Below are 24,176 nucleotides of genomic sequence, written 5' to 3'. Positions count from 1 at the left end.
ATCGGGCGACGCGACACGCCGCGCGGGCGTAGCACAATTCACACTCGGGGGCCGAAAACTAAAGCCGGCCAGTCGCTTTCATCGCCAGATAACGATCCGCCAGCGCCGGTGCAAGCTCGGCAGGCGGCGCGTCGACGACGTCCACTCCGCTGCGGCGCAGTCGCGACGCGATAGCCCGACGGTCGTTGCGGGCGCGTTCGGCGGCGGCCGCGTCGTAGACCGCTGCCGCGTCGGACCGCCCGATGGCCAGTTCGTCGACGCGCGGGTCGGCGACGGCGGCCACCACCACATGGTGTTTGGCCGACAGCTGCGGCAGCACCGGCAGCAGACCCTCGTCGAGGGCGGTGGCGTTGAGGTCGGTCAGCAGCACCACCAGCGACCGGCGCCGGGTGCGCCGTAGGATTGCGGAAATCATTGCCCGCCAATCTGATTCGACGAGCGCCGGGTGCAGCGGCGCCATCGCGTCGACCAGTTGGGCCAGCAGTTCGGTGCGCGACGCCCCGAAAACTGCCGCCCGGCTCACCCGGTCATGGGCCAGGAAGTCGACGTGGTCGCCGGCCCGCGACGCCAGCGCCGCCAACAGCAGCGCGGCATCCATCGACCAGTCCAGTCGGGGCCATCCGGCGGGATCGGCGGCAGTGGGGTCGACGCCGACCCGCCCCGCCGCCATCCGCCCGGTGTCGAGCACCAGCACCACCCGCCGGTCCCGCTCGGGCCTCCAGGTGCGCACCATCACGTCGGAGCGACGGGCCGTCGCGCGCCAGTCGATTGAGCGGACGTCGTCGCCGACGACATATTCGCGCAGCGAGTCGAATTCGGTGCCTTGCCCGCGGATCAGCGTCGGCAACAACCCGTCGATCTCACGCAGTTTGGCCAGCCGCGACGGCAGGTGCTTGCGCGACAGAAACGGCGGCAGCACCCGGACCTTGCCCGGAACCGGTTGCGAACTTTGGCGGCCCGCCAAGCCCAGCGGTCCGAGCGATCTGGCGGTGACCACGGCCGCGCGCTGGTCGCCGCGGCGAACCGGCCGCAACTGGGTGGTTAGCTGCTGTCGCTCGCCGCCGCCGATAGTGATCTGGTGGCTGCGCGGTTCGCCGCGGGCGCTGGGCGGCCAGGCGTCGCGAACACGGCCGCGAAACCGGCGCCGGCCCTCGTTGTGAACGGACAGGCCGGCATCCGCGGGCTGGCCCAGCCGGATCGAGCTGTCGGCGGAGCGGGTGAAGCGCAATGTGCGGGGGCTGGCCGCCAGGGCGATGTCGATGACCACGGCCGTCATCAGCACCGCCAGCAAGATGACGAAAGCCCTTGCCGGCCAAGGGGCCAACGCGATCGGCAGGACGCAGATCAGCGCCAGCAGTCCGGTACGTCCGGTCAGGACCACTAGCGGGGCACCGGAACCGACGCCAGTATCCCGTCCAGCACGCCGTCGGGTGTGGCCCCTTCGAGCTCGGCTTCCGGACGCAACATGATCCGATGCCGCAGCGTGGGGCGCGCCATGGCCTTCACGTCGTCGGGAGTGACGTAGTTACGCCCGGACAACCACGCCCACGACCGGGCGGTGCCCAGCAGCGCCGTTGCCCCGCGGGGCGACACACCGAGCTGCAGTGCGGGCGAGGAGCGGGTGGCCCCGACGATGTCGACGATGTAGCCCAGGACCTCGTCGGCGATCAGCACCTGACGAACCGCCTCGCGCCCGGCGGTCAGCTCAGCCGCCCCGGCCACCGGCCTGATCGCCGACAGGTCGCGCGGGTCGAAGCCGTGCGCGTGCCGGCCCAGGATGGCGATCTCGGAGTCGCGGGCCGGCAGCGTGACGTTGAGCTTCATCAGGAAACGGTCGAGCTGGGCCTCGGGCAGCTGATAGGTGCCTTCGTATTCGATCGGGTTCTGCGTGGCCGCCACGATGAACGGGTCCGGCAGCAGTTTGGCCTGGCCTTCCACGCTGACCTGACGCTCTTCCATGGCCTCGAGCAGCGCGGCCTGCGTTTTGGGCGGCGTGCGGTTGATCTCGTCGGCGAGCAGCAGATTGGTGAACACCGGGCCCGGCCGGAAGGTGAATTCGGCGCTGCGCGAGTCATAGACCAGCGAACCGGTGACGTCGCCGGGCATCAGGTCGGGGGTGAACTGCACCCGCTTGAACTCCAGCTGCAACGCGGCGGACATGGCCCGGACCATCAGCGTCTTCGCCACTCCGGGAACGCCTTCCAGTAGCACGTGGCCGCGGCACAGCAGCGCGATCACCAAGCCGCTGATCACACCGTCCTGTCCGACGACGGCCTTGCCGATCTCGGCACGTAACCCCAGCAATGCTTCGCGTGCCGAGTCCGCGGGCGCGGATTGGGTGGGAGCGGGTTGTGTCACGAGTGGGTGACCTGCCTTTCGATGTCGTCGAGCGCGCGGGCGAGGTGTAGTAGATCCTGGTCGGTGGCCGGTGGTGGGCCGTACAAGTGGTATCGAATGAATTCCGGGTCGGCCCCGCTGCGCCGGGCCACGGTCAGCACCACCGCCGGCGGGTCGGTGCCCGGGCCGATACCCAGCCGCGGCAGCAGCCGCTGCAGCGTGGCGGTGCGCAGCGCCTCGGCGGCGCGATCGCGGGCTCGCCGGGACCGGTACAGCCGGCCGCGGCCCTCGACCGTCTCCGATGCGCGCACCACCACGGGTATCGCTTCGGCCACCAGCGGGCCCAGCCGGCGCCCCTTCCAGAGTGCCGCCAGCAGCACCACCAGCCACAGCTGCCAGACGATCCACGTCACGTTTGTCGGGATCAGGTCGGACAGCGAACCGGGCTCCGACGTCTGTCCCTCGACGCGGTGTGGCGCGTACCAGACCAGCCGTGGCCGGTCGCCCGCGAGATTCATCGCCAGCGCGGCGTTGCCCTCTTCGAGCAGGCCGCCGTTTGTCATGAAGTCGCTACTGCCGACCACCGTGACGGTTCGCCCGGCGTCGCGATAGCGGACCAATGCCCCGCCGTAACAGCTGACCACGTCCAGATCGTCCCTGGGCTGGTAGGCATCGCTGGGCCCGAAATGCACTTTTCCGGCCCGATTGGCTTCGCGCAGCGGGCATTTCGGCTGGGACGCGAATTGCTCGGCCGCGGTGATGCGCAGTTTCGGGGTGAGCGCCCTGCGGGCTCGCGCGGTGGGTTCGACCAGGAACAGGTCACCGGGGGCTTGTGCCAGCCGTTGCAGCAGTGCGCTGTCGGTCAGGTATTGAGTCTGGGCCACCAGCAGCAGCGAGTCGGCGCGGGCTAAGCGTTCGACGTCGGCGACCGTATTGGCGACGACGACCTCGACGCCGCCGTCGCGCAGCAACGTCACCAGCGCATGGGCGCCGGAGGAGTTGGTGGCCGCGGGATCCATCATGCCGCCGGGCCGCGGCGCGGTCAGGTAGGTGCCGACGGCGGCGACGAGGATGATCGCGACCAGCGCGAGCACCATGCCACGCCACGGCCGCCACGGACGCCGTCGCCGGGTGATACCCGGTGCCGGCATCACCGGACCTGCGCCCAGGAATCGGGCGCGGTGGGCCGTTCCACCGCAGACGAGGCATGAGCACGTGATCGCAGGTGGTCATCCAGGTCGGCGATCAGCCGGTAGGAATCTTGAGTTCCGGGCCGCTCGCCGTAGGTGACGTCATTGAAAGCCGTTGCTGCCCGGGCCAATTCGCCAGCCAGGTGAGGCAGGGCCGCGCCCGCGTCGGTGGCCAGCTCGTTGGCGGTGCGTCCGGGAGCCGGGTTCAGCACGCCGGTCTCTTCGAGCTCGCGCGCGACCGCGCGCAGCCGGTGCCGGATAGCTGCGGCCCAATTACCTTGGGCCGCAAACGCTTCAGCCGTAGCTCTATGCTGGGCCGCGGTGAGTTGGCCGGCTTCGAACAGCTGGTAGTCACCGCCGCGGTTGGTGCGCATGGTGCGGCGGGCGATGTGGACGGCGACGATCACCGCGATCACCGCCAGGATAAACACCACCGTCAGGGTGAACCAGCCGCCGGACACCGAAGCGCCCTTCTCCAACAGCCGGTACAACTGCTCGTTGAGCCAGTCGCTGAAAGCCGTCGACAGCGACGGCTTGGGGTAGATCGGTTTGTCGAGCTCATGCTGTGCTGCCTGATGGGCGGCATCGCGGTCGATGTCGATGGAAGGCATGGTCAGTCAGTCCTCACCAGTCGATCAGCAAGGCCGCGTGAGCCACAGGTTGTCGGTGGACTCCACCGCGGCGGGCCCACCGGCGGCACCGGTCTGCAGCACCAGATCGAAAGCCTCGGCGCGCATGCGGCGATCGGTGTAGAGCAGCACGACAACTCCGGCGGTGAACGGTGCGGTGATGATCTGGCTGATCGCCGAGCCGACGGCCGACAGCGTCGTGCCGACGAGCAGCATAGTGATGGAGCCTTCCGACGCGGTGACCCCCAGCAAGATCTGGCTCGCGATGCTGAAGGGCGCCGCGACCGCACCGCCAACCAGTCCCACCACCAGGGCCGTCAGTAACCGGATGCCCAGGACCCGCCAGAACCCGCCGCGGACCAGCCGGAACGATCTGGTGACCGCGTCGACCAGCGGCAGTCGCTCCAACACGATCAGCACCGGCGCGAACACCAACATGGTGTACAGGTAGGCCAGCAGCAACCCGACCAGCAGCAGCAGCGGGATGCCGACCAGGACCGCCGCCGCACCGTTGATCGCGGCCCCGACCCCGACCAGGATGACCACCACCAGCCCCGCGAGCGCCACCATCCCGGCGGCTTCCAGCAAGGCCAGCCCGATCAGTGCCAGTACGCGCCCGCGGACCCGGGCCCACGCCTCGCTGATCGTGATGGGAGACCCGAACACCGCGCGCCCGACGACGACGGTGAGGATTCCGCTCAGCAGCATGCCGCCCAGCCAGGTGACCAGACCACTGGCCGCGACCGAACCCATCCAGGCGCCGAAGACGCCCAGACTCAGCTCGGTTGACGGCTGGGTTTTCAGTTGGTTGAGGGCCGTCAGCGGTCCGACCGTGGCGATCAACGTGATGACCTGCATGATCACCACGACGATCGCGGTCAGACCCAGCGTCGCCTTCGGGTTGGTGCGGATGTAGCCGACCGCGCCGTTGTAGATATCGCTCAAGGTCAACGGCCGCAGCGGGATGATTCCGGGTTTGACTGCCCCGGGAACCAGGGGCGGGCCATATCCCGGTGGCGGCGCACCATATCCGGGCGGAGCGCCGTAGCCGGGCGGCGGGGGACCGTAACCCGGTGGCATGCCGTAACCGGGCGGCGGGCCGTATCCCGGCGGTGGGGCGCCGTAGCCCGGCGGCTGCGATGGTGGCGGCGGATAGCCGGCGCCTAATGGTGGGTACCCGGCCGGTACGTACCCGGGGGTCTCGGCCGGCGGGTCAACCGGATAACTCGGCGGCAGCGTACTCACCGGATGTGGCGGCTGTCGTCGTTGGTCATGGGCTCCATCCTGTCGGCGGTCTGCGCATTTCTCAATGCGGGTACGTCTTCCGGTCTTGGTGTCGGGTTCGGCAACCTCCGAAAACAACCCGCGTAGCGTCTCTGCCATGGCGGAACTCAAATCGCGGCTTCGGGCCGACCTGACCGAAGCGATGAAATCGCAGGATAAGTTGCGAACTGCGACCCTACGCATGGTGCTGGCCGCAATCCAGACCGAGGAAGTATCGGGCAAGCAGGCCAAGGAGCTCTCCGACGACGAGGTGCTCAAGGTGCTGGCCAGGGAATCCCGTAAACGTGGCGAGGCGGCCGAGATCTACACCCAGAACGGGCGGGGTGAGCTGGCCGCCAACGAGCACGCGGAAGCCCGGATCATCGACGAGTATCTGCCCACGCCGCTCACCGAGGCAGAAGTGGCCGACGTCGCCGACACCGCCATCGCCCAAGTGGCCGAACAGCTCGGGCATCGGCCCACCATGAAGCAGATGGGCCTGGTCATGAAGTTCGCCACCGAGATCGCCGAGGGCAAAGCAGACGGGGCCCGCTTGTCGGCGGCGGTCAAAGAACGGCTGTAGCGGCCCTTCTCCAAGATCACTTGCCGGAATCGAGCCTTTCGCGCTGCGGCACCACCACATATTTCGGATCCCTGGTGGATTCCACGCCGGCCTCGAACACGCCGAACCGCTGCAGCGCACTGCCGGTGAGTAGCGCCAGCCCGCACAGCGTCGCCGCGAACCGGCTCCGGCCCGCCGCCGCCGTGCCCAGCGCCCCGCCGATCGTCAGGTACTCCGCCCACTTGCGCAGCCGGTGCGGCTTTCCCGTGGTGTACGCCTCGGCGGCCAGCCCCAGCCGTTGCTCCAGCAGCCGCGACGCCGCGATCTCCAGCCCGGCGCCCACGACCGCCAGTCGCCGCGCCGGACCGGCCTCGGCCACGGGCGCCAGCACCATGCCCCAGCCGCCGCCGCTGGCTGCGGCCGAGCCGGTGAAGACGAAGGGCAGATACGGGTGTGCCTCGTGCCAGGCGGGGACGGCGGTCTGCGACAGCAGGACCGCGGTGTAGGAGGCGACGCCGGGTGCGACGGCCGCCGCCGAGAGTCCGGCCGGGCGTGCCAACCAGCGCACGAGCGCTCCGACCCCGGTGCGCCGCAGCGCCGCCGGCATGAGCGCGGCGGCCCCGGCCAGCCCGGCGCCCGGCCCGTAGGCGGTCAGAATCCAGGTGCCGACGCTCATCGGCGAGCTCGGCTTGGCCACCCGCAGCATGTGGTGGAACCGCTCGGGGCGGCCGAGGTCGGCGACGAGGAAGTACATGCTGGCCAGGAGGCTGGCCAGCGCCCCGACTCGGCTGACTCGGCACAGCGCCGGACGCTCGGTCAGATCGGCGCCGGCGGCCAGCAGCGCCGAACCCGCCGACAGGCCACCGGAGAACAGGTAGGCCGCGATCTTCCACTCCCACACCGGTGGTTTGAGCACCGGACGCCCGTAATACGACCGGAACTCCGCTCGGGGCACGGCTAGCTGTTCCCGCCCGCTGCCCGCCCCCCGGGTCATAGCCGTCTCCCAACGAACGCCGACACCGCGGCGGCCACCAGCGCCGACGCGGCCATCCCGGCGTAGCGCCACATGGCCGGCAAATCGCGGGTGGGCACCACCGGATCCGGCGGCAATCCGTAGACCTCGGGCTCGTCCAGGAGCAGGAAGAACGCACCGTCGCCGCCGACGCCGTCGTCGGGATCGTGACCGTACAACCGCGCCTCGGTCACGCCGCGCTCATGCAGCTGCTCGACCCGGCGGGCGGCGCGCTCCCGCAGTTCGTCGAGCGGGCCGAACTGGATGGAGTCGGTGGGGCAGGCCTTGGCGCACGCCGGTTCCAGCCCGTCCTGCAGCCGGTCGTAGCATAGGGTGCACTTCCACGCCCGGCCGTCACCCTCGCGGCGGTCGATCACCCCGTACGGACAACCGGACACGCAATACCCGCAGCCGTTGCAAATGTCTTGCTGCACAACGACAGTGCCGAACTCGGTGCGGAACAGCGCGCCCGTCGGACAGACATCCAGACATCCGGCATGGGTGCAATGTTTGCACACGTCGGAGCTCATCAGCCAGCGAAAGTCTGTGCGGGACTGCGGGTCGGCCGACGCGCCGGGGCGCTCGAATTTCGGGATGCCGAGGTCGGTAGCCGGCTGCTCGATGAACGCCACGTGCCGCCAGGTGTTTGCGCTGAGCATGCCGGTGTTGTCGAACGACATCCCCAGCAGGTTGAAGCCGTCGTCGGGCACCCGGTTCCATTCCTTGCAGGCCACCTCGCAGGCCTTGCAGCCGATGCACACCGAGGTGTCGGTGAAGAACCCGACTCGCGCGGGGTGCTCCAGATGCCCGGCATCGCCGGCCGGATCGCTCAGCGGGCCATAGAAACTGTTGCGGTTCAAGGGGTTTCCTCGCTATGGGTGTCCAGTCGGGTGCCGGTCGCCGTGGTGACGCCGGCGCGGCGGCGGTATTCGGCGATGTAGGCCAGCAGCTCCGGTCCGCGGGGCCGTCGTCCCGGTTGCACGTCACAAGTGCAGACCTTGCTCTCTTGGATGAAGACGTTGGGGTCCAACACCACCCCGAGCAGATCGTTGACCACGTCGCCGTCGACCAGGCCGGTGTAACCAAAATGGTAAGGCATCCAAATCTGTTGGACCACATGGTCTTCGATGCGAAGTGGCTTCATCCGCTCGGTCACCAGCACCCGTGCGTCCACCGCGGTGCGGCTGGTGATCACATGCGCCCAGTCCATATGCGTCAGCCCCCGGATACGCGCCAATTCCGGTGAAACCTCGACGAATAACGCGGGCTGCAGCTCCGACAGGTAGGGCAGCTGACGGCTCATCCCGCCGGCCGTGTGGTGCTCGGTAAGCCGTGCGGCGGTGAAGATGAACGGGAACACCTCGCCGTGGGCCTCCGGCGGCGCCGGGTTCGACGGATTGTCGTTGCGGCCATAAACGATTCGGGTCGGGTTGCCCTGCTGTCCATACATCGCGTTGCGCACCGGGGACTCGTGCGGTTCGTAGTGCGTGGGCAGCGGACCGTCGGCCAGGCCGCTGGGTGCGAACAGCCAGGCCTTGCCGTCGGCCTGCATGACGAACGCGTCGTCGCCGCGCAACGCCTCGACGCCCACCGCGCCTTTGGGCGGGCGGTAGTCCGGCGGCTTGTGCTTTTCGAAGTCGGGCACGTCGTGGCCGGTCCATTCCCGGTTCTCCGGATCCCACCAGATGAGCTTCTTGCGCTCGCTCCACGGCCGCCCCTGTGGGTCGGCCGACGCCCGGTTGTAGAGCACCCGGCGGTTCAGCGGCCAGGTCCAGCCCCACTGCGAGGTGTCCCGCCGGTCCGCCTGGTTGACGTCGTCGGCGTACACGCCGCTGTAGATCCAGCAGCCGCAGGCGGTGCTGCCGTCGGCCTTCAACTCGGTATAGCCGTTCACCGCCCGGCCGGTCGTCAGGTCGATGCCGTTGATGCGGCGCAGCACGTCCTCGCCAGAGGGCTCGTCACCTTCCATCGCGTAGTCCCAGAACAGCTCCAGCAACGGCCGGTCGCGCTCGTCGGTCGAGCCGGCCAGCTTCTCCCGCAACCGCCGGCCCAGGTGGTAGAAGAACCACAGCTCCGAGCGGGCGTCACCGGGCGGGTCGACGGCCTTTTCGCGCCATTGCAGCATCCGCTGGGTCTGGGTGAACGTGCCGGCCTTCTCCACGTGCGAGGCGGCCGGGAAGAAGAACACCTCGGTGCGGCAGGTCTGCGGGGTGATCTCGCCGGTCTCGACTTCGGGGGCGTCTTTCCAGAAGGTGGCGCTTTCGATCATCACGAGGTCGCGCACCACCAGCCAGTCCAGGTTGGCCATGCCGAGCCGCTGCAGCCGCCCGTGGGCGGAGCCGACGGCCGGGTTCTGGCCGAGCAGGAAGTAGCCGAACACCGTGCCGTCGACCATGTCCATGACGGTGCGGTAGGTGCCGTGGTCGCCGTTGATCCGCGGTAGGTAGTCGAAGCAGTAGTCGTTGTCGGCGGTGGCGTGCTCGCCCCAGTACTCCTTGAGCAGCGACACCATATAGGCGTCGGCGTTGTGCCAGAAGCCCTTCTGGTTCTGGCTCTTGATCCGGTCCAGGTAGTCGGCCAGGTTCGCTTGGCCGGCGTGCGGCATGGCCAGGTATCCGGGCAGCAGGTTGAACAACGTCGGCACGTCCGTGGAGCCCTGGATGCTGGCATGCCCGCGCAGCGCGAACACCCCGCCGCCGGGCCGGCCGATGTTGCCGAGCAGCAGCTGGATGATCGAGCCGGCGCGAATGAACTGCGCGCCCATGGTGTGCTGGGTCCAGCCCACGCTGTATACCAGCGCGGTGGTGCGCTCGCGGCCGGAATTTTCCGTCCACGCCCGCGCGACCCGCAGGAAGGTGTCGGCCGGCACGCCGCACACCCGCTCCACCATCTCCGGGGTGTAGCGGGCGTAGTGCCGCTTGAGGATCTGGTAGACGCACCGCGGATGCCGCAGCGTCGGGTCGGCCGGGATATCGCCCGCAGCACCCTCCACCGCCGGTCCGCCGGAGCCGAGCTGATCAGGGGCGGCGCGCAGCTTGTCGTCGGCCCCGCCGCGACCGCCATGGTGTGTTGACTCGTAATGCCAGGTGGCCGGGTCGTACGAGGCGGTGTCGGGGTCGTAGCCGCTGAACAGACCGTCGAGATCCTCGGTGTCGCGGTAGTTTTCGTCGACCAGGAACGCGGCGTTGGTGTAGGCGGTGACGTACTCGCGGAAGTCCAGCCCGTTGGACAGGATGTAGTTGATCACCCCGCCGAGGAACGCGATGTCACTGCCGGCGCGCAGTGCGACGTGGCGGTCGGCCAGCGCGCTGGTGCGGGTGAACCGCGGGTCGATGTGGACGACCTCGGTGCCGCGCGCCTTGGCCTCGATCACCCACTGGAACCCGACCGGATGGGCCTCGGCCATGTTGGAGCCCATGATGACGATGAAGTCCGAGTTGACCAGGTTTTGCTGATAGTCTGTCGCTCCGCCGCGACCGAAGGAGGCTCCCAGACCGGGAACCGTGGCGCTGTGTCAAATACGGGCTTGGTTCTCGATCTGCAGCGCGCCCAGGGCGGTGAAGAGCTTCTTGATCAGGTAGTTCTCTTCGTTGTCCAGGGTGGCGCCGCCGAGGCTGGCGATGCCCATGGTGCGGCGCAGCGTGTTGCGGTCGGCGTCGAAGTCCTGCCAGCCCTTGCGACGGGCGTCGAGCACTCGGTCGACGACCATATCCATCGCGGTGTCCAGGTCGAGTTCCTGCCACTCGGTGGCGTAGGGGGCGCGGTAGCGCACGACGGTTTCCCGCTGCGGGCCGGTGACCAGCTGGGTGCTGGCAGATCCCTTGGGGCACAGGCGTCCTCGGGAAATCGGGCTGTCCGGGTTGCCCTCGATCTGGATGACCTTCTGGTCTTTGACGTAGACCTTCTGCGCGCAGCCCACGGCGCAGAACGGACACACCGAGTGCGCGACGTGGTCGGCCTCGGCGGTGCGCGGCGTCAGCGTTGCCGAGCGGGGCGACTGTGCGGCTTTGCCGCGGCCCAGCGGGTCGGACCCGGTGAGCTGGCGGTAGACCGGCCACGACTGGATCAACTTCGCAAGCTTGCTTTCCGGGTGCATTGTTTGATCAAACCCTGCGGCGTACCTGCGGAGCAAACCCGCAGCCTTAACGCGTCGTCCTGGTGCCGTCCGCATCGCGGCGGGTAATCCTCAGTGCGTCAAGCCGTTCGAGCAACGGGACGGCGACCCGGCGCGTGGTGCCCAGAGCGCGGCGGGCGTCGCTGACCGTGAACGGCTGCGGTAGCGTCGCCAGGATAGCGGCCGCGCGTGGGAACGCGTCGGGCCCCAGCACGACGCCGTCGGCGACGCGGGTCAGCCGTCCGGCCCGCACGGCCGCGGCCAGTTCGCGGCTGCCCAGCTTCAGTTCGGCCAGTTCGTCGGCCTCCGGCGCCCGGAACGGTTCGGCGGCCAGCCACTCCTCCACGGTGCGCACCGCCTTGTCGACGCGCGCCGGCAGCGCCGCCCCGGGTTGCCGGACCAGGCCGTCGGCCACCTCCAGGCCGGTGCCGTCGAGCAGCTCGGACACCAGTTCGGCGGCCGGCAGGCCCACCCGCTGCCGCAGCGCTTCCAGCGGCATGCCCGCCGCGATGTCGCGCTCGGCCGCCCAGCGCCGCACCGTCGTGACCGCAAGCTCACGCCGCCCGGCCCACCACTGCGGATCGACCACCCACTCGCCGACCTGGCGGCCGGCGGCCGGCAGACCCATCGCGCGAAACTGCGTCACGGGTGCGCACTCGGGCGGGGGCACCCGGCCGGTCGCCAGCTGCTCGCCGCGGGCTCGGGCCGCGCCGCGGCGGCGCAACTCCGGCGGCCGCACATCGAGCACCTCGATGCCGGCCGCGATCCGGTGTTCCCCGGGATCGCGCAGCAACCCGACGTCGCCGACCCGCAGCGGCAACGCTCTGGCCAGCCGCAGCCGCGCCCCGGCCGTCCCCAGCGGGCGCACCCGCGCCGGCACCGCCGCGGACCCGAGGTGCAGCACCAGCTGGTGGTGCAGAGTGCCCGCCGACCGCAGGGCCACGTCGATCTCCGCGGTGTCCAGCCAGGCACCCGGCGTGCGAACGGTGTCGCCGCGAGCGATGTGCCGGCGATCCACGCCGCGCAGGTTCACCGCCACCCGCGCCACCGCACCGGCCGCGTCGACGTCGCGGCCCAGCGATTGCAGGCCGCGGACGGTGACGCGGCGTCCGGCGTGTTCGAGTTCGTCGCCCACCCGGATGGTGCCGGCGCTCAGCGTGCCGGTGACGACGGTGCCCGCACCGCGCACCGTGAAGCAGCGGTCGACCCATAACCGCACGTCGCCGTCGCGGTCCGGCCGCGGTAGCCGCATCGTGAGTGCCAGCAGTTGGGCCCGCACCTGGTCCAGGTCGGTGCCCAGCACGACCGGCGCGTCGGCCAACCGCGCCCGCACCTGCTCGATCGCCGGCGCCGGATCGGCAAGGTCTGCCTTGCTGATGACGACCAGCACGTGCCGAACCCGCAGCGCGTCTAAAGCCGCGAGATGCTCGTCGGACTGCGGCATCCAGCCCTCGGTGGCGGCCACCACGAACATGACGGCCGGAACCGGGCCCACGCCGGCCAGCATGGTGGGAACGAACCGTTCATGGCCCGGCACGTCGACGAACGCCAGCCGGCGCCCGTCGATCTCGGTCCAGGCGAAGCCCAGGTCGATGGTCAGGCCTCGGCGCTGTTCTTCGGCCAGCCGGTCCGGCCACATCCCGGTGAGCCGCTGGACCAGCGTCGACTTGCCGTGGTCGACGTGGCCCGCAGTGGCTATGACGAACACGCCAGCACCGCCGCCAGCACCAGGTCGTCCTCGTCTGGTGCCACCGTGCGCAGATCCAGCAGGCATCGGCCGCCCTCCACCCGGCCGACGACCGGGGGGCCGCCGGCGCGCAGCTTGGCGGCGTAGGACTCGGGCAGGCTCAGCCCGGCGCTGGGCAGTCGCACACCCGGGGCCCCGCCCCCGCCGACGGCCGCCACACAGTCCACCGCCTGCGCGCCGGGTAGCTGCGCGGCAAGGCTTTCAGCGCGGGCACGCAGTTGGGTCACCTCGGCGGCCAGCGCTCGAGCTACCGGCGGCGGCGGCCCTACCACGGTCGCTTCCAGCGCGGCGAGGGTGAGCTTGTCCACCCGCAGCGCACGGGCCGCCGGATGGCGGCGCAGCCGCTCGATCAGGTCGGCATCGCCGAAGAGCAGGCCGGCCTGCGGACCGCCGAGCAGTTTGTCACCGCTGGCGGTGACCAGGTTGGCGCCGTCGCGCAGGGCGGTTGTCGCATCCGGTTCGTCGGGGAGTGCCGGATGCGGTTCCAGCAATCCCGAGCCGATGTCGACGACGAGCGGTGTGTCGAGTTGCGCCAATTCGGCCACGCTGACCGCCGAGGTGAACCCGGTGACGCAGAAGTTGGACGGATGCACCTTGAGCACAAACCCGGTGTCCGGCCCGATCGCGTCGGCATAGTCGCGCAGGCTGGTGCGGTTGGTGGTGCCGACCTCACGAAGCCGCGCACCCGTGGACGCCAGCAGCTCGGGGATGCGGAATCCGTCGCCGATCTCGACCAGCTCGCCGCGGCTGAGCACAATCTCTTTTCCCCCGGCGAGCGTGAACGCGGTCAGCAGCAGCGCGGCGGCGTTGTTGTTCACCACGTGCACCCCGCCGGCGGTGGGCACCGCCCGAGCCAGCGCGGCCAGCGTGCCCCGGCCACGGCGAGCGCGGCGACCGGTCGTCAGGTCGAATTCGACGTCGGTGGCGCCGCTGGCGGTGACCACCGCGTCCACCGCGGCCTGCGACAACGGTGCCCGGCCCAGGTTGGTGTGTACGACGACGCCGGTGGCGTTGATCACCGGCCGCAGGCTTGCCGCGGTGGCCGGGAGCGCGGCGACGGCGTGCTCGGCCACCCGCTCCGGCTCGATCTCGCCGGCGCGGGCCCGCTGCTGGGCCTGCGCGATCACGGATTTCACCAGGGTGCGGCCCAGCAGCTGTTGCGCCTCGGCGAGGCGGGGATCGGCGAGCAGCGCGTCGGTGCGCGGAACCCGTCGTCTGGGGTCAGTCATGTCCGGACCCAGGGAGGTGGCGGAGGCGGACGGGAATCGAACCCGCCAGCGGCAGCATCTGTCGCTCGACGGTTTTGAAGACCGCGCCGGTCACCAGACCGGAGACGCCTCCCTGGGCCATGGCGACAATTATGGACGCCATGGGTTACCGACTGACTCAGTACGCGCACGGCGGCGGCTGCGCGTGCAAGATCCCGCCCGGCGAGCTGGAGGACGTGGTGCGCGGATTGCGCGCCGGCGTCCCGGCTCATCCTGCCGGTGAGCTGCTGGTCGGGCTGGACAGCGGTGACGACGCCGCCGCGGTGCTGATCGAGGGCGGCACGGCACTGATCGCGACGACCGACTTTTTCACCCCGGTGGTCGACGATCCCTACGACTGGGGCCGAATCGCCGCCGCCAACGCGCTGTCCGATGTGTACGCGATGGGCGGGCGGCCGGTGGTCGCGGTCAATCTGTTGGGATGGCCGCGAGATGTGCTGCCGTTCGAGCTGGCCGCCGAGACGCTGCGCGGCGGGCTGGATGTGTGCTCGCTCGCGGGCTGTCATCTGGCCGGCGGGCACAGCGTCGACGACCCCGAGCCCAAATACGGGCTCGCGGTCACCGGAATCGCCGACCCAAACAGGTTGCTGCGCAACGACACCGGTAAGCCGGGCACGCCGCTGTCGCTGACCAAGCCGCTGGGCATCGGCGTCTTGAATTCCCGGCACAAGGCCACCGGCGAGCGGTTCGCGAACGCCGTGGAGGTGATGACCACGCTCAACGCCGGAGCGGCGGCTGCCGCGCTGGCGGCCGGCATCGAATGTGCCACGGATGTAACCGGTTTCGGGTTGCTGGGGCACTTGCACAAGCTGGCCAGAGCCAGCGGTGTGACCGCGGTGATCGACTCCGCTGCGGTGCCGTATCTGGACGGCGCGCGAGCAGCCCTGGCCGCCGGCTACGTCAGCGGCGGCAGCCGGCGCAATCTCGAGTGGGTGGCGCCGCATGTCGACCTGTCGGCGGTGAGCGAGCAGGAGGCGCTGCTGCTGGCCGACGCGCAGACCTCCGGTGGACTGCTGATCGCCGGCGAAATCCCGGGCGCACCCGTTATCGGCGAGCTGGTGTGCCGTGCCGAGCACACGATTGTGGTGCGCGGGCCGGCCTAGAACGCTGGCTCGGGCGCAAGCAGCTCTTATGGCCGGCCGTCGGCTGCACGCTTTTTTCGACGGCGACGATCGCGTTCAGACAATCCTCCCCAGATGCCGTAGCGCTCATCGTTGGCCAGCGCGTACTCCAAGCATGGACGTTTGACCTCGCAACCGCTGCAAATACGTTTGGCGTTGCGAGTACTGCCGCCCTTATCGGGGAAAAAGGTATCCGGGTCGGTCTGCGCGCAGAGGGCATACAAATGCCATTGCTGACCCCCCACGTCCGCGTCGAACATCTCAGGCTTGCGGGCATTCATGCTCACTGATCTCTAACGTCGCTGGGATAATTACACAGAATGGTTGATTTCGGTTCGGGAAAAATAACGAGTCCTGTTGAATGTTGGGCGATTTGGTATTATTGGGGTGGCTCGACGCGTCGTATTGGGCGACGAGGACCACCCGCGGTTTGGCGCACATCTCCACGACATCGGCTTCGCCAAGGCCTGGTCACCGAGGCGCTCGCGCAGGCGCCGGGCGCAACCGGCACGACGCTACTTGAGGTGGTCGAGAAGTAGGCCATTTGGACCAAAATATTCGTCTCGCCATTTCTGTAAGATTTGGGTGTGGTCGACATCGTCAGGGTGAAATCCAACCTGGCAATAGATTTTGACTTTTGGGGCGATGCCCTCGAAGAATGGAACTCGCGGCAGCGAGATTATGCTGCGCAGGGTGTCGATCGGGTGCCGCCAAGCCCACGGATCGGTGGCGATTGAGACGAGGAGAAGTATGATCGGCACCCACAAGAGGGCGAGCATGCCGGTCATTGAGAGAATTCGCATTCGCTCGCTGCCGCCTACGTACCGGTAAACGTCGAATGCAACCGCCTTATGCTCCATTTCTTCAATTGCATGCCAGTTCAGCATGGCTCGCACCTCCGGGTCGCTCAGTCGTTCTTGCAGCCAAGGAGTCGTCAATGCCTGTTCGCCGAGCACCGCAGTAAGGTGCTCTACAGCTGCCGTATTTGCTAGCGCCAGTTTTGCGACCGTATTCGGAATGCGATACAGGTTGTCCTTCATCCGTTTGACGAACCTGGTGCCCAGGGCATCGAGCAGCCTGGTCACCCAATATCCCATCCGGACCAGCTCCACGTTCAGGTTGCGGTGCTGCATCCCGTGGTTCATTTCCTGCCCGATGAAGCCGGCAACTTGATCCTTCAATACCGGATCGGCGATCTGATCTCGGTAACGGCGAACTGCCAGAATAAAAGATTCCTCTCCCGATGGAAAACCGCCGGACATGAGCGCAACGAGGTGACTCATCGCAATGTCACCCGCTACGAAATGTCGCCGGGATGGAGCCGCGTGGTGAAAGGAAAATGCGATTCGGCGAGTCTTTACCGCGCGCATCACAGCTGATTGCGGCCGGCTGTACGCCATATTGGTCCCCACGATTAGCAACCTGTCTCTACGACTTGGCGAATTAGTGTCAAGCGTGTTCCGTGACAGCGGCCACCCGGGCCGCAAGCTGAACGGTCCACTCCGGTAGTACCGACGGTACATATTAGTTCGGGAAAACCCGCTTAGTTGTCATCAGGATCATGAGGATCAAATGGCGGCAAATTAGCCCATCGCGGAAACCCATCTGGCCACATGATCCCAATCGGCGGCGGGGCATTGTTGTTGTTATTATTGTTGCCCATTTCGGCGTCAATATCGGCCGGCGCAGTATCCAGGTTTTCTGTGGCGAGGTCGCCTGCAATGATGTTTGCCGGAACTTCTTGAATATCAACGCCCACAGCGCTATTAGAGTTTGAAGTGGCGACGGGATCACTGGCGGTGTCGCCGTTGTTTGCACCGGTGCCATCAGAACTGTCGATATTGCTGCTGTTACCAGAGTTGGTGTTGTCACCCTGGGCGATCCCGGAGTTTCCCGCGGTGCACGTGTCGAGTTTGAACCCGTGGTTGGCCGTTAGGGTAATGGCGAGTCGGCCGACGCTGACGTTAGGGCCGTTGGTGGTCGCAGTGCTGACGTCTAGGACGCCGCTAACACCGCTGGTTATTGCCAATGCTCCCAAGGCCAGGCCGGCGGCGCGGGTGCCACGCCGCGACTTGGTGAGACGGACGTGGCCCGGTGCCGAATCGGATCCGCTGGCGACGGCGTTGTCCCGCGGTTGGGACGCCCGGTCGGTGGAATATTCGGACATGCTGAAAGAAAGCTTCCTTTCGGTAACCGGCGCAGCAAATGGCTGCAGCACTGAAATCAGGGGTGCGCTGACGTCCGTAACGTCCCTAGCTGGGCTCGCTGTCTAGCTCGTGGCCTGCGGGCAGCAGCCCACTGGCGCGCGCACCGGGCATCACCACGCGCACAAGCGCCTCTGGCAGTGGCACCGCAACTCCCTTCCAAGCCCGCTGCCTCCACCTAAGCCGTTAAACCATTACCTCCCAGCGCAATACGCAAGGCATGCCAAATGAATCTGGGTGATCATAAGTGACCGAGCAATGCGATCTCCATCCCCCGAACGTGCGACAGCATGTCCCCCGATCAGAGGACCCACGCGAGCTAGCGTCACCGACGACGAAAAGCGACGACCGCGACGCCGGGCTGAGCTGCTAAAGCCGACCGGTACGAGCAGAGGTGCCGCGCCGGCCGGTAAGCCCGAGGTAGGCGGCGATGAGCAGGATCGCGACGACGACGCCGACCAGGAACGGGATGAACTCGAAGCCGCCGTTCTGATTCGAGTATCCGAGCCTGTAGGAAATCCAGGTGCCCAGGAACGCCCCGACGGCCCCTAACACCACGGTCATGATGACGCCGATGTTCTGCTTGCCCGGCATGATAAGGCGGGCGAGGGCGCCCACGATGAGACCGACCACGATGGCCCCGATGATTGTTCCGATCATTGTCCGCTCCTTTGCGGTTGAGGCGGGCCGTTGCCCGCTCCTGCGCTCGGTCTACCCGTTTTGACGCCGCGGCAAGCCACCGCGAGCGCAGCGCCAGGGCGAGTTTGGGGGCGATTTTTCGCCGTGACGTTATATGGGCCTATAGCCGGGTACCCCAGCGCGTATGACGAATTTCGGCTATACGTTGATGACCGAGCAGAGCGGGCCGAAAGAGCTTGTGCGGGACGCCGTTTCGGCCGAGCAGCGGGGCTTCGACTTTTTGGTCTGCAGCGACCACTTCTCGCCCTGGCTGACGTCGCAAGGACACGCGCCCAACGCCTGGGCGGTACTGGGTGCAGTGGCTCATGCCACCGAACGCCTCGACCTGTACTCCTACGTGACCTGTCCGACGATGCGGTATCACCCCGCGATCGTCGCGCAGCAGGCCGCGACCGTGCAGATCCTGTCCGACGGGCGGTTCACGCTCGGACTGGGTAGCGGCGAAAATCTCAACGAGCACATCGTCGGCCGGGGCTGGCCCGCGGTCGAGCGTCGTCAGGACATGTTGCGCGAGGCGGTCAAGATCATCCGCGAACTGTTCGGTGGCCGGCTGGTGAACTGGCGTGGCGACTATTTCCAGGTGGATTCGGCGCGCTTGTGGGACCTACCGGACGTGCCGATCGGCATCGGGGTGGCGATCGGCGGACCCAAGGCCGTCGACAAGTTCGCCAAACTCGCCGACCACCTGATCGCGGTGGAGCCCGACGGCGACCTGGTCGACTCGTGGCGCGCGGCACGCCAGGTTGCCAACGGGACCGGCGCCGGACGGGTGGTCGGACAGATACCGGTGTGCTGGGATCCCGACCGCGACGCCGCTGTCAAACGGGCACACGATCAGTTCCGCTGGTTCGGTGGCGGCTGGGCGGTCAACGCGGACTTGCCGACGCCGGCCGGTTTCGCCGCGGCGACGCAGTTCGTGCGTCCGGACGACGTCGCCGAGAACATCCCGTGTGGGCCGGATCTGGACGCCATCGTCGAATCTGTGCGGCCCTATTGGGAAGCCGGTTTCACCGATATCGCCCTCGTGCAGATCGGCGGACAGCACCAGGACGAGTTCCTCAAGGAGGCCGCCGAACCGTTGTTGCACAAGCTGCGGGCCGCGTCCTAACACACCACAAGGCAAGGGAAATGACGATGAAAGACGCTTCAGCGAGCGCAGCGGCCACTCTGGCGCGCGGCCTTGGTGGGGCCAGCCTGGGTCTCGGCCTCGCCGAAGTGCTGGCCCCAAGGAAAGTAGCCGTGCTCGCGGGCGTGGCCGACACGGACCCGTCGCGCTCGGTCATCCGCGCGTTGGGGATACGCGAATGCGGCCACGCCGCCGCGTTATTGCTCGGCTCGCCGAAACTGGTGTGGACCAGGGTGGTCGGTGACGTGCTGGACGTCGCGCTGTTCGGGGCGGGGGTGCTCAGCCGTGGCCGGGGACCGCGGGCGCGCAGTGGCGTTGTCGCCGTCGCGCTGACCGTAATCGCCGTCGCCGACCTCTACGCCGCGACGCGCACCGCCCGCGACCGAGGCCACCGGCATGGCAGCGGTCCGAAGCATCGGTCGCTGCGGGCCGCGGTGACGGTGCGCCGTGCGCCGGAGGACGTATATCGGTTATGGCGTGACCTGGAGAACCTGCCCAGCTTCATGCACCATCTGCGATCGGTCACCGCCGGCGACGGCGGGCGGTCGCATTGGGCCATCAACGCGCCGGTAGGGCAGCCCGTGCGGTGGGATGCGCAGATCGTCGAGGATGTGCCCAACAAGCGGATCGCGTGGCAATCGGTGCGCGATTCCGGGGTAAGGCACGGGGGCAGCGTCGAATTCACGCCGACGGCCGCGGGCGACGGCACCGAGGTCCGAGTCACGATCGGCTACCACATGCCGGGCGGTGCGCTCGGCAAGTCGGTTGCGACGCTGTTGGGCGAGTCGCCGGAACAGCAGGTCAACGACGACCTGCGGCGGTTCAAGCAGATCCTGGAAACCGGGCAGGTGCTGTATTCCGACGGGTCGCCGGAAGGCACGTCAGTGTTGCGCCAGATGCATCAACAGCCCGCACGGCCGGTGAGCGAAGGAGCTGTCCGATGAAGGCCATCGTCTGGGCCGGACGCAATAGCGTTGAGGTGCAATCGGTTCCAGATCCCGCGATCCGCAACGACCGCGATGTCATTGTGCGGGTCACCTCCACCGCCATCTGTGGTTCGGACCTGCACATCTACGACGGCTATATCCCCACGGTCAAGCACGGCGACGTGCTGGGGCACGAGTTCATGGGTGAAGTGGTCGAGGTCGGAAAGGCGTTGTCCAACTTGGCCGTCGGCGACCGGGTGGTGGTGCCCTTCCCGATCGCGTGCGGGGCCTGCTCGGCGTGTGAGCGCGACCTGTACTCGCTGTGTGAGAATTCCAATCCCAACGCCGGAATGGCCGAGAAGTTGTTGGGTCATTCACCCGCCGGGCTTTTCGGGTATTCGCACATGTTGGGCGGGTTTGCCGGTGGCCAAGCCGAATACGCGCGGGTGCCGTTCGCCGATGTGGGTCCGCTGAAGATCGACGACGATCTCACCGATGACCAGGTGTTGTTCTTGTCGGATATCCTGCCCACCGGCTACATGGGCGCCGAGATGTGCGGCATCACCCCCGGTGACGTCGTCGCGGTATGGGGTGCGGGTCCGGTGGGCCTGTTCGCGGTCGCCAGCGCCTACCTGCTTGGCGCGGCCAAAGTGATTGCGATTGACCAGGTTCCGTATCGGCTGGAGTTGGCCGGCCGGTTGGGTGCGACACCGCTGAACTTCGCCGAGACCTCGGTGCTGGAGGAGCTTCGGGACATCACCGCCGGGCGGGGTCCGGACCACTGCATCGACGCGGTGGGTATGGAGGCTCGCACCGGCTCTCGAGTGGTGGACGCCTACGACCGCGTCAAGCAGGCCGCGCGGTTGGAAACCGAACGGCCGCACGCACTTCGGGAAGCGGTGATGAGTTGCCGCAACGGCGGCACCATCTCGGTTATCGGGGTGTACGGCGGCGTGATGGACAAATTCCCCATCGGCGCGGTCATGAACCGCTCGCTGACCATCAAGACCGGCCAGTGCCACGTACAACGCTACATGCGGCCGTTGTTGGATCGGGTCTGCAGCGGCGAGATCGACCCCACGATGATCATCAGCCACCATCTCCGGCTCGACCAGGCTCCACACGGCTACGAGATCTTCAAACACAAGCAGGACGGCTGCACCAAAGTCGTCTTGAACCCATAAAGGAGCCATAAAGGAGCACTGCGATGTCGAAGGAGTTGCAAGGCAAAAGGATCGCCATCCTGGCTGCCGATGGCGTGGAAAAGGTCGAACTGGAGCAACCGCGCGCGGCGCTGCTACAGGCCGGTGCTCAGGTGGAGGTCGTGTCGTTACGGGGCGGCGAAATCCAAGCGCGGGAACACGATCTCGATCCGGCTGGCAGGTTCGCGGTCGACCGTGTGGTTGCGCAGGCGTCGGTGGCCGAATTCGACGGCCTGGTATTGCCCGGTGGGACCGTGAACCCCGACAAGCTACGTTCCGACAGCACTGCGGTGTCTTTCGTCCGTGACTTCGTGGAGTCCGGAAAGCCGGTTGCCGCAATCTGTCACGGGCCCTGGACGTTGGTCGAGGCAGGCGTGGTGAAGGGACGAACGCTGACCTCCTATCCCAGCATTCGCACCGACTTGCGCAACGCCGGCGCCAACGTCGTCGATGATGAGGTTGTCGTGGACGGCAATGTGATCACTAGTCGCTCACCATCCGACCTGCCGACGTTCTGCTCGACGATTGTCAATCAATTGGCGCAGGTCGAGGGGTAGCGATCGTCCCCGATCGGACGGGTTTGGTTTCGAGCAGCGGTTTGCGGGCATTAGTACTAGGACGCCGTGATCGTCACGGCGGTGCCCCGAAAGGTCTACCTTGACGACCACCTACCCAGCCTTGGATGGCGCCACGGTCGCCGACATGGTGTACCAGCCACAATCCGACTCCCGTTTGCTCGTTGACACGATGAGGCGGACCGGCCTGATCCCGCGCCGCAGGGTCCTCGACCTGTGTACCGGAAGCGGTTTCGTCGCGATCGCCGCCGCTGAAATGGGCTGTGCCAGCGTCACCGCGTTCGACATCTGCCCACATGCCGTGCGCTGCTCCCGTGACAACGTCGCCGACGCCGGAGTGGACGTCGACGTTCGTCAAGGCTCGTGGACACGGGCTTTCGACTGCGCACCGTTCGAGGTGATCGTGTCCAATCCGCCGTATGTCCCCGCTCCGCCCGTCGACGACTCCGACGCCATCTCGCCGGCGGCCGGTCCGTCATGGGCCTGGAATGCCGGACCCGACGGGCGCCTGGTGCTGGATCCGCTGTGCGAGTCGGCGGCAAAGCTGTTGTGCGACGGTGGATCTCTGCTGCTGGTGCAGTCGGCTCTGGCGGGCGTGCAGCGGTCCATGGATTGTCTGTTATCGACCGGTTTGGACGCGGAAGTTGTTGCTTCTCAGTGGATTCCGTTCGGCCCAGTGTTGTCGGCGCGGGCGGCATGGCTGGAGGAGACCGGGCGGGTACCCCGCGGCTGTCGTGACGAGGAAATCGTGGTGATCCGGGCGGACAAGTCATGACTACCACCCGGGTTCAGGTGGTGCCCAACGGTCCGGTCCTGGTGTCCGGTCCGGTGCGCATCGAGACGCCCGGCGGCGGTGTCGTGGAATCGGACCGCTTCATGGTGGCCATCTGCACCTGCCGGCGCAGCAAGGAATACCCGCTGTGCGATACGAGCCACCGCAGGTGCCGGCCTCACGGGTCTGAGCAGAAGGCTCAAGCTAAACCCTGACCTGTCGCTCGCAGCCGGCAAGTTTGCGTTGAGAACCCGACGCCCGTGTCGGACCCGGCTGGGATAATCGCATGTATGTTCCCCGGGGGCTAGCCCGGGAGGTGGCGTGCGAGTCGAAACCTTGTCGAGCTCATATGACACGTCCACGGGAAAGCGGCGCACTGACCGCCCCTGACCTGGCTCGTGAGAGCTTTCTTACTGCTGCTGAGTGCCTTCTGCTGTGTCGCGGACTGGCGGCAGCTCATAGCTCTGGAGCTCTGCAACGAGCTTAGCGACGACTTCTTGCACGTAGACCTCTTCGTCTTTAGTCAGCCGGAAACGTCCTTCATGTAGCATCGATGCGTAAATGATTTCAAGCTGGAACCACAGTCGGCCCAGCAAATTGGTCCATGATGGATCCGCGACTTCTTCGAGCGATTGGATTATCGAATCTAAGTCACGAGCTACACGTTCGAGTCCGGAAAATTCGCCGGCGTAATAGTTCAGCGAGTTAAGCGCCAGCTGGCGGAGATAAGCGATCCGGTGGCGAGAATCCTCATCGTTCGTCAAGGTCGTCGGTCCCCGAAGGTCGGGGTAATGATGGTACCGTCGGCAGCTTGCACAGCGCTGATATGATTGTCGGGATCGTAGAAAACTGTCTTGCCTCCTCGGCTCGGCGAGCGCAGGCCGTTTTGAAGCGCATTTTGCACGACGCTTACCGGAATGCCTCTGCCCTGCATTTGGTCAAGGGCGTGTCCGCTGAAGGACGTTCCGTCAATCGTCGCAGGAGCATTCGTTCCGGGGCGGACATCCATTGGGCCGCCGCGCTGTCCGGTGGGCGTCGATGGATCTGGTGACGGTGCGTGCGGTTGCTGTGGTGCTGGTTGTGTCCAGTATCGGATTTCGGCGCGTATAGCGTCTTTGGCAGGCGTGTATTGTGCGTTTGCGGCATCTAATTGGCGCTCGAGTTGCGCCTTTAATGTGTTGTAATACCAGGCTTCTTGATTATAGGCGTTTACCGCGTTCCAATCGGCAGGATCAGGCGGATAGAGATTGTGGTAGCGCGCTGCTGTTTCCGGGCCGGTGCGCACCCGCCACCGGCTACTGCTGCGACAGAACCGCCATGAAGCCCAAACGCCGCCGCACTCGCGCCCAAGACCGCGCCCAACGCATTACCACCGAACGCCGCCACAGCCGCACCACCCGCCTGAATCGAGTCCGCCGCGGTCCAAACC

23 protein-coding genes, 1 tRNA gene and 1 pseudogene are annotated in these 24,176 nt (G+C 67.2%); 8 read left to right on the top strand and 17 right to left on the bottom strand.

Going from position 1 to position 24,176, the window contains the following annotated elements:
- Positions 1 to 58: 58 nt before the first annotated feature.
- From BST40_RS19015 to BST40_RS18995, 5 genes and pseudogenes are all read right to left on the bottom strand, one after another.
- Positions 59 to 1,381, bottom strand: coding sequence for a DUF58 domain-containing protein (locus BST40_RS19015; protein ID WP_083155111.1), 1,323 nt, complete (start codon positions 1,379 to 1,381; stop codon positions 59 to 61).
- Positions 1,381 to 2,335: pseudogene (locus BST40_RS19010) on the bottom strand (AAA family ATPase). Before BST40_RS19010 ends, BST40_RS19015 begins: the two are co-directional and overlap by 1 nt.
- A 19-nt stretch (positions 2,336 to 2,354) precedes the next feature.
- The gene (locus BST40_RS19005; RefSeq protein WP_183155061.1) at positions 2,355 to 3,506 is read right to left on the bottom strand and encodes a DUF4350 domain-containing protein; all 1,152 of its coding nucleotides are present in this window, start codon (positions 3,504 to 3,506) and stop codon (positions 2,355 to 2,357) included.
- Positions 3,488 to 4,138 carry a DUF4129 domain-containing protein gene (locus BST40_RS19000; RefSeq protein ID WP_075549153.1) on the bottom strand — a complete coding sequence of 217 codons (651 nt, stop codon included), beginning with the start codon at positions 4,136 to 4,138 and terminating at the stop codon, positions 3,488 to 3,490. The genes BST40_RS19005 and BST40_RS19000 overlap by 19 nt, the downstream gene beginning before the upstream one ends.
- Positions 4,139 to 4,162: 24 nt before the next feature.
- Positions 4,163 to 5,401: a hypothetical protein gene (locus BST40_RS18995; RefSeq protein ID WP_075549166.1), complete on the bottom strand. Its 1,239-nt coding sequence runs from the start codon at positions 5,399 to 5,401 to the stop codon at positions 4,163 to 4,165.
- Positions 5,402 to 5,537: 136 nt separating this feature from the next.
- On the opposite strand from BST40_RS18995, the gene BST40_RS18990 reads away from it, so the two are divergent.
- Positions 5,538 to 6,002: a GatB/YqeY domain-containing protein gene (locus BST40_RS18990; RefSeq protein ID WP_075549154.1), complete on the top strand. Its 465-nt coding sequence runs from the start codon at positions 5,538 to 5,540 to the stop codon at positions 6,000 to 6,002.
- 16 nt (positions 6,003 to 6,018) lie between these two features.
- On the opposite strand, the gene nrfD is transcribed toward BST40_RS18990, so the two are convergent.
- From nrfD to BST40_RS18955, 6 genes are all read right to left on the bottom strand, one after another.
- Entirely contained in the window at positions 6,019 to 6,975 is a 957-nt protein-coding gene (nrfD, locus tag BST40_RS18985; RefSeq protein WP_075549155.1) for an NrfD/PsrC family molybdoenzyme membrane anchor subunit, read from the bottom strand.
- Complete coding sequence (locus BST40_RS18980) at positions 6,972 to 7,853, bottom strand: 4Fe-4S dicluster domain-containing protein (protein ID WP_083155110.1); 882 nt, start codon at positions 7,851 to 7,853, stop codon at positions 6,972 to 6,974. Before BST40_RS18980 ends, nrfD begins: the two co-directional genes overlap by 4 nt.
- Positions 7,850 to 11,089, bottom strand: coding sequence for a formate dehydrogenase (gene fdh, locus BST40_RS18975; protein WP_099224205.1), 3,240 nt, complete (start codon positions 11,087 to 11,089; stop codon positions 7,850 to 7,852). Before fdh ends, BST40_RS18980 begins: the two co-directional genes overlap by 4 nt.
- A gap of 46 nt (positions 11,090 to 11,135) precedes the next feature.
- Positions 11,136 to 12,815, bottom strand: coding sequence for a SelB domain-containing protein (locus BST40_RS18965; protein WP_083155108.1), 1,680 nt, complete (start codon positions 12,813 to 12,815; stop codon positions 11,136 to 11,138).
- The gene (gene selA / locus BST40_RS18960) at positions 12,803 to 14,083 is read right to left on the bottom strand and encodes an L-seryl-tRNA(Sec) selenium transferase (protein ID WP_075549168.1); all 1,281 of its coding nucleotides are present in this window, start codon (positions 14,081 to 14,083) and stop codon (positions 12,803 to 12,805) included. The genes BST40_RS18965 and selA overlap by 13 nt, the downstream gene beginning before the upstream one ends.
- Before the next feature lie 17 nt (positions 14,084 to 14,100).
- Positions 14,101 to 14,195, bottom strand: a tRNA-Sec gene (locus tag BST40_RS18955).
- Positions 14,196 to 14,223: 28 nt separating this feature from the next.
- Between BST40_RS18955 and selD the strand changes: the two genes are divergently transcribed.
- Positions 14,224 to 15,225 carry a selenide, water dikinase SelD gene (selD, locus tag BST40_RS18950; protein ID WP_075549169.1) on the top strand — a complete coding sequence of 334 codons (1,002 nt, stop codon included), beginning with the start codon at positions 14,224 to 14,226 and terminating at the stop codon, positions 15,223 to 15,225.
- Between the two features lie 26 nt (positions 15,226 to 15,251).
- On the opposite strand, the gene BST40_RS18945 is transcribed toward selD, so the two are convergent.
- From BST40_RS18945 to BST40_RS18930, 4 genes are all read right to left on the bottom strand, one after another.
- Positions 15,252 to 15,524 carry a WhiB family transcriptional regulator gene (locus tag BST40_RS18945; RefSeq protein WP_083134960.1) on the bottom strand — a complete coding sequence of 91 codons (273 nt, stop codon included), beginning with the start codon at positions 15,522 to 15,524 and terminating at the stop codon, positions 15,252 to 15,254.
- Positions 15,525 to 15,758: 234 nt separating this feature from the next.
- Positions 15,759 to 16,655 carry a metal-dependent hydrolase gene (locus BST40_RS18940; protein WP_373420057.1) on the bottom strand — a complete coding sequence of 299 codons (897 nt, stop codon included), beginning with the start codon at positions 16,653 to 16,655 and terminating at the stop codon, positions 15,759 to 15,761.
- 131 nt (positions 16,656 to 16,786) lie between these two features.
- Positions 16,787 to 17,461, bottom strand: a complete 675-nt coding sequence (locus BST40_RS18935; protein ID WP_208618915.1) for a hypothetical protein — start codon at positions 17,459 to 17,461, stop codon at positions 16,787 to 16,789.
- A 355-nt stretch (positions 17,462 to 17,816) separates the two neighbouring features.
- A complete protein-coding gene (locus BST40_RS18930) occupies positions 17,817 to 18,107 on the bottom strand; it encodes a GlsB/YeaQ/YmgE family stress response membrane protein (protein WP_075549160.1) in 291 nt (96 codons plus the stop codon).
- A 163-nt stretch (positions 18,108 to 18,270) separates the two neighbouring features.
- Between BST40_RS18930 and BST40_RS18925 the strand changes: the two genes are divergently transcribed.
- From BST40_RS18925 to BST40_RS18900, 6 genes are all read left to right on the top strand, one after another.
- The gene (locus tag BST40_RS18925) at positions 18,271 to 19,254 is read left to right on the top strand and encodes an LLM class F420-dependent oxidoreductase (protein ID WP_083155104.1); all 984 of its coding nucleotides are present in this window, start codon (positions 18,271 to 18,273) and stop codon (positions 19,252 to 19,254) included.
- Positions 19,255 to 19,280: 26 nt separating this feature from the next.
- Positions 19,281 to 20,216 (top strand): SRPBCC family protein, encoded by a 936-nt coding sequence (locus tag BST40_RS18920; RefSeq protein ID WP_083155103.1) that lies wholly within the window; start codon positions 19,281 to 19,283, stop codon positions 20,214 to 20,216.
- Positions 20,213 to 21,382, top strand: coding sequence for a zinc-dependent alcohol dehydrogenase (locus BST40_RS18915; RefSeq protein ID WP_083155102.1), 1,170 nt, complete (start codon positions 20,213 to 20,215; stop codon positions 21,380 to 21,382). Before BST40_RS18920 ends, BST40_RS18915 begins: the two co-directional genes overlap by 4 nt.
- A 23-nt stretch (positions 21,383 to 21,405) precedes the next feature.
- Positions 21,406 to 21,957, top strand: coding sequence for a type 1 glutamine amidotransferase domain-containing protein (locus BST40_RS18910; RefSeq protein WP_075549164.1), 552 nt, complete (start codon positions 21,406 to 21,408; stop codon positions 21,955 to 21,957).
- Between the two features lie 100 nt (positions 21,958 to 22,057).
- Entirely contained in the window at positions 22,058 to 22,750 is a 693-nt protein-coding gene (locus BST40_RS18905) for a HemK2/MTQ2 family protein methyltransferase (protein ID WP_075549165.1), read from the top strand.
- Positions 22,747 to 22,962, top strand: a complete 216-nt coding sequence (locus tag BST40_RS18900; RefSeq protein ID WP_082275615.1) for a CDGSH iron-sulfur domain-containing protein — start codon at positions 22,747 to 22,749, stop codon at positions 22,960 to 22,962. The genes BST40_RS18905 and BST40_RS18900 overlap by 4 nt, the downstream gene beginning before the upstream one ends.
- A gap of 195 nt (positions 22,963 to 23,157) precedes the next feature.
- On the opposite strand, the gene BST40_RS29540 is transcribed toward BST40_RS18900, so the two are convergent.
- The gene (locus BST40_RS29540) at positions 23,158 to 23,511 is read right to left on the bottom strand and encodes a hypothetical protein (RefSeq protein ID WP_131808360.1); all 354 of its coding nucleotides are present in this window, start codon (positions 23,509 to 23,511) and stop codon (positions 23,158 to 23,160) included.
- Entirely contained in the window at positions 23,508 to 24,032 is a 525-nt protein-coding gene (locus BST40_RS30175; RefSeq protein WP_158006383.1) for a DUF4258 domain-containing protein, read from the bottom strand. The genes BST40_RS29540 and BST40_RS30175 overlap by 4 nt, the downstream gene beginning before the upstream one ends.
- Between the last annotated feature and the right edge of the window lie 144 nt (positions 24,033 to 24,176).

Source organism: Mycobacterium persicum, from assembly GCF_002086675.1.
GTDB classification, from domain to species: domain Bacteria; phylum Actinomycetota; class Actinomycetes; order Mycobacteriales; family Mycobacteriaceae; genus Mycobacterium; species Mycobacterium persicum.
Note: the sequence above shows the minus strand (reverse complement) of the source record. Positions and strands in the feature narration are given on the sequence as shown.